2 tRNA genes and 3 rRNA genes are annotated in these 5,590 nt (G+C 51.0%); all 5 read right to left on the minus strand.

From position 1 onward, the window contains the following. Positions 1 to 35: 35 nt before the first annotated feature. Positions 36 to 148, minus strand: a 5S ribosomal RNA gene (gene rrf / locus RQI28_RS19605). 131 nt (positions 149 to 279) lie between these two features. Continuing rightward, a 23S ribosomal RNA gene (locus RQI28_RS19610) occupies positions 280 to 3,157 on the minus strand. A gap of 351 nt (positions 3,158 to 3,508) precedes the next feature. Further along, positions 3,509 to 3,584, minus strand: a tRNA-Ala gene (locus tag RQI28_RS19615). 28 nt (positions 3,585 to 3,612) lie between these two features. Further along, positions 3,613 to 3,689 (minus strand) — tRNA-Ile (locus RQI28_RS19620). Between the two features lie 91 nt (positions 3,690 to 3,780). Continuing rightward, a 16S ribosomal RNA gene (locus RQI28_RS19625) occupies positions 3,781 to 5,313 on the minus strand. The 16S, 23S and 5S rRNA genes sit together here with 2 tRNA genes alongside, the layout of an rRNA operon. Positions 5,314 to 5,590 lie beyond the last annotated feature (277 nt).

The following is a 5,590-nucleotide window of genomic DNA, read 5'->3' on the forward strand; positions in this document are numbered from 1 at the left end:
GCACTGACGTGCACGGGGCGATTTGGGCTGTAATAGCCTGACGATGACCTACTTTCACACGGGAACCCGCACTATCATCGGCGCGAAGTCGTTTCACTGTCCTGTTCGGGATGGGAAGGAGTGGTGCCAACTTGCTATGGTCATCAGGCATAAAGGGTTGCTGCCAAGTTCTTTTGGGGAACTGGGCAACGAATTCATAGAGTTTGGAATCAGCTTTTGTTTGACTGCGTCACTTGGCATAACTGTCCGACTGAACGTTTGAAGGTTCGTCAAAGTTATAGGGTCAAGCCGCACGAGCAATTAGTATCAGTTAGCTTAACGCATTACTGCGCTTCCACACCTGACCTATCAACGTCCTGGTCTTGAACGACTCTTTAGGGGGCTCAAGGCCCCGGCAGATCTCATCTTGAAACGAGTTTCCCGCTTAGATGCTTTCAGCGGTTATCTCTTCCACACTTAGCTACTCGGCAATGCCACTGGCGTGACAACCGATACACCAGAGGTGTGTCCACTCCGGTCCTCTCGTACTAGGAGCAGGCTTCCTCAAATCTGCAGCGCCCACGGAAGATAGGGACCAAACTGTCTCACGACGTTTTAAACCCAGCTCACGTACCTCTTTAAATGGCGAACAGCCATACCCTTGGGACCGGCTACAGCCCCAGGATGAGATGAGCCGACATCGAGGTGCCAAACACCGCCGTCGATATGAACTCTTGGGCGGTATCAGCCTGTTATCCCCAGAGTACCTTTTATCCGTTGAGCGATGGCCCTTCCATACAGAACCACCGGATCACTATGTCCTGCTTTCGCATCTGCTCGACTTGTCAGTCTCGCAGTTAAGCACGCTTATGCCATTGCACTATCGTCACGATGTCCGACCGTAACTAGCGTACCTTCGAACTCCTCCGTTACGCTTTGGGAGGAGACCGCCCCAGTCAAACTGCCTACCATGCACTGTCCCCGATCCAGATAATGGACCTAGGTTAGAACCTCAAACACACCAGGGTGGTATTTCAACGTTGGCTCCATGAGAACTAGCGTCCTCACTTCAAAGCCTCCCACCTATCCTACACAGATCTGTTCAAAGTCCAATACAAAGCTACAGTAAAGGTTCATGGGGTCTTTCCGTCTTTCCGCGGGGAGATTGCATCATCACAAACATTTCAACTTCGCTGAGTCTCAGGAGGAGACAGTGTGGCCATCGTTACGCCATTCGTGCAGGTCGGAACTTACCCGACAAGGAATTTCGCTACCTTAGGACCGTTATAGTTACGGCCGCCGTTTACTGGGACTTCAATCAAGAGCTTGCACCCCATCATTTAATCTTCCAGCACCGGGCAGGCGTCACACCCTATACGTCCACTTTCGTGTTTGCAGAGTGCTGTGTTTTTATTAAACAGTCGCAGCCACCGATTTTTTGCAACCCCTTTCGGCTCGCCTTGTACAGGTTCACCTAATTGGGGCATACCTTCTCCCGAAGTTACGGTATCAATTTGCCGAGTTCCTTCTCCTGAGTTCTCTCAAGCGCCTTAGAATACTCATCTCGCGCACCAGTGTCGGTTTGCGGTACGGTCGTCAATAGCTGAAGCTTAGTGGCTTTTCCTGGAAGCAGGGTATCACTCACTTCGTCTGCAAGCAGACTCGTTATCACCCCTCATCTAAGCCCGGCGGATTTGCCTACCGGGCACGACTACAGGCTTGAACCAACATATCCAACAGTTGGCTGAGCTAACCTTCTCCGTCCCCACATCGCACTATTGATCGGTACAGGAATATTGACCTGTTTCCCATCAGCTACGCATCTCTGCCTCGCCTTAGGGGCCGACTCACTCTACGCCGATGAACGTTGCGTAGAAAACCTTGCGCTTACGGCGAGGGGGCTTTTCACCCCCTTTAACGCTACTCATGTCAGCATTCGCACTTCTGATACCTCCAGCATCCGTTACCAGACACCTTCACAGGCTTACAGAACGCTCTCCTACCACGTGCAATAAATTGCACATCCGCAGCTTCGGTAACTGGCTTAGCCCCGTTACATCTTCCGCGCAGGACGACTCGATCAGTGAGCTATTACGCTTTCTTTAAATGATGGCTGCTTCTAAGCCAACATCCTGACTGTTTTAGCCTTCCCACTTCGTTTCCCACTTAGCCAATTTTAGGGACCTTAGCTGGCGGTCTGGGTTGTTTCCCTCTTGAGTCCGGACGTTAGCACCCGGTGCTCTGTCTCCCAAGCTGTACTCGTCGGTATTCGGAGTTTGCCTTGGTTTGGTAAGTCGCCATGACCCCCTAGCCAAAACAGTGCTCTACCCCCGACGGTAATACTTGAGGCACTACCTAAATAGTTTTCGGAGAGAACCAGCTATTTCCAAGTTTGTTTAGCCTTTCACCCCTATCCACAGCTCATCCGCTAGTTTTGCAACACTAGTCGGTTCGGACCTCCAGTACCTGTTACGGCACCTTCATCCTGGCCATGGATAGATCACTTGGTTTCGGGTCTACACCCAGCGACTGGACGCCCTATTCGGACTCGATTTCTCTACGGCTTCCCTATTCGGTTAACCTTGCCACTGAATGTAAGTCGCTGACCCATTATACAAAAGGTACGCAGTCACCCTTGCGGGCTCCTACTTTTTGTAAGCATGCGGTTTCAGGATCTATTTCACTCCCCTCCCGGGGTTCTTTTCGCCTTTCCCTCACGGTACTGGTTCACTATCGGTCGATGATGAGTATTTAGCCTTGGAGGATGGTCCCCCCATATTCAGACAAGGTTTCTCGTGCCCCGCCCTACTTTTCTCTAGCTTAGTATCACACGTCTGTTTTCGCATACAGGGCTATCACCTGCTGTGGCCGGACTTTCCATTCCGTTTTGCTAACAGTCGTGCTATCACTAGAAGGCTCCTCCGATTTCGCTCGCCACTACTCTCGGAATCTCGGTTGATGTCTTTTCCTCGAGCTACTGAGATGTTTCAGTTCACCCGGTTCGCCTCGCATGACTATGTATTCATCATGCGATACCTCTTGCGAGGTGGGTTTCCCCATTCAGAAATCTCCGGATCAATGCTTATTTGCCAGCTCCCCGAAGCTTATCGCAGGCTTTCACGTCTTTCGTCGCCTATCATCGCCAAGGCATCCACCACATGCTCTTAGTCACTTGACCCTATAACTTTGACATCTCTTTCGAGATATCTCCATTGTTGTCTGGACTTGCCAGGTCTTTCACCTGGCGCGTTATGCCGTAATGTGAATAATTCCTCAATATCACTATCAAGAAACATTCGTCATTACTGAATTTCAATCTGCTTTCGCTTATTGAATATTCGTTTTGACGCAATCAAAAAATTGTCATCAGAGGCACGGTCTGCACTAAACCTTTACGAATGTGCAGTTTCCTCTGACAACGCTGATTCGACTCTATGAATTTTTAAAGAACAGCCGATTGATCCGAGTAATCTCGGTCAACAACAAAGAGGCCTTTTGCAAAGCCGCTTTGGTGTTGATTTGGGTTGGTTGGTGGAGGATGACGGGATCGAACCGACGACCCCCTGCTTGCAAAGCAGGTGCTCTCCCAGCTGAGCTAATCCCCCTGGTCCCTCATACCCGTATATCGGAATTTGGTGGGTCTAGTTGGGCTCGAACCAACGACCCCTGCGTTATCAACACAGTGCTCTAACCAGCTGAGCTACAGACCCATTCCACAGGCCTGCAAATCTCTTTGCAGGCCAGCAGCTTGTTCCAACAACCGATAAGTGTGGGCGTTCAATATTGAATGCAGTTTTCCAGAAAGGAGGTGATCCAGCCGCACCTTCCGATACGGCTACCTTGTTACGACTTCACCCCAGTCACGAACCCTGCCGTGGTAAGCGCCCTCCTTACGGTTAGGCTACCTACTTCTGGCAGAACCCGCTCCCATGGTGTGACGGGCGGTGTGTACAAGACCCGGGAACGTATTCACCGTGACATTCTGATCCACGATTACTAGCGATTCCGACTTCACGCAGTCGAGTTGCAGACTGCGATCCGGACTACGAATGGCTTTATGGGATTGGCTCCCCCTCGCGGGTTGGCGACCCTTTGTACCATCCATTGTATGACGTGTGTAGCCCCACCTATAAGGGCCATGAGGACTTGACGTCATCCCCACCTTCCTCCGGTTTGTCACCGGCAGTCCCATTAGAGTGCCCAACTAAATGTAGCAACTAATGGCAAGGGTTGCGCTCGTTGCGGGACTTAACCCAACATCTCACGACACGAGCTGACGACAGCCATGCAGCACCTGTGTTACGGCTCTCTTTCGAGCACTCCTCTATCTCTAAAGGATTCCGTACATGTCAAAGGTGGGTAAGGTTTTTCGCGTTGCATCGAATTAAACCACATCATCCACCGCTTGTGCGGGTCCCCGTCAATTCCTTTGAGTTTCAACCTTGCGGCCGTACTCCCCAGGCGGTCAACTTCACGCGTTAGCTTCGTTACTGAGTCAGTGAAGACCCAACAACCAGTTGACATCGTTTAGGGCGTGGACTACCAGGGTATCTAATCCTGTTTGCTCCCCACGCTTTCGTGCATGAGCGTCAGTACAGGTCCAGGGGATTGCCTTCGCCATCGGTGTTCCTCCGCATATCTACGCATTTCACTGCTACACGCGGAATTCCATCCCCCTCTACCGTACTCTAGCTATGCAGTCACAAATGCAGTTCCCAGGTTGAGCCCGGGGATTTCACATCTGTCTTACATAACCGCCTGCGCACGCTTTACGCCCAGTAATTCCGATTAACGCTTGCACCCTACGTATTACCGCGGCTGCTGGCACGTAGTTAGCCGGTGCTTATTCTTACGGTACCGTCATGACCCCAGGGTATTATCCCGAGGCTTTTCGTTCCGTACAAAAGCAGTTTACAACCCGAAGGCCTTCATCCTGCACGCGGCATGGCTGGATCAGGCTTTCGCCCATTGTCCAAAATTCCCCACTGCTGCCTCCCGTAGGAGTCTGGGCCGTGTCTCAGTCCCAGTGTGGCTGGTCGTCCTCTCAGACCAGCTACAGATCGTCGGCTTGGTAAGCTTTTATCCCACCAACTACCTAATCTGCCATCGGCCGCTCCGTCCGCGCAAGGCCTTGCGGTCCCCTGCTTTCATCCGTAGATCGTATGCGGTATTAGCAAAGCTTTCGCTCCGTTATCCCCCACGATCGGGCACGTTCCGATGTATTACTCACCCGTTCGCCACTCGTCAGCATCCGAAGACCTGTTACCGTTCGACTTGCATGTGTAAGGCATGCCGCCAGCGTTCAATCTGAGCCAGGATCAAACTCTACAGTTCGATCTTGATTTTTTCGCTCTTTCGAGCAACTCATAAAAAAGAATTGAAGTGAACTTCACTTCTATCTCATGAGCGTTTGTAGTGCTAAGCACTAGTTCCAAAGAACTTGGCACTCGCCATCAAACGCCCACGCTTATCGGCTGTATATTTTTAATGAACCGAAAGTCCAGAATTTCTTCTTTTCTTTCCAACTCCGCCGCGATCAGCAGAGCCTCAAATTCTAGCACAGTTTTTAAAGTACTGTCAAACTTTTTTTGTTTTTCGCTTTCTTCAGCAG

This window comes from Acidovorax sp. WCS2018Noco2-16, assembly GCF_031843945.1.
GTDB lineage: Bacteria > Pseudomonadota > Gammaproteobacteria > Burkholderiales > Burkholderiaceae_C > Paracidovorax.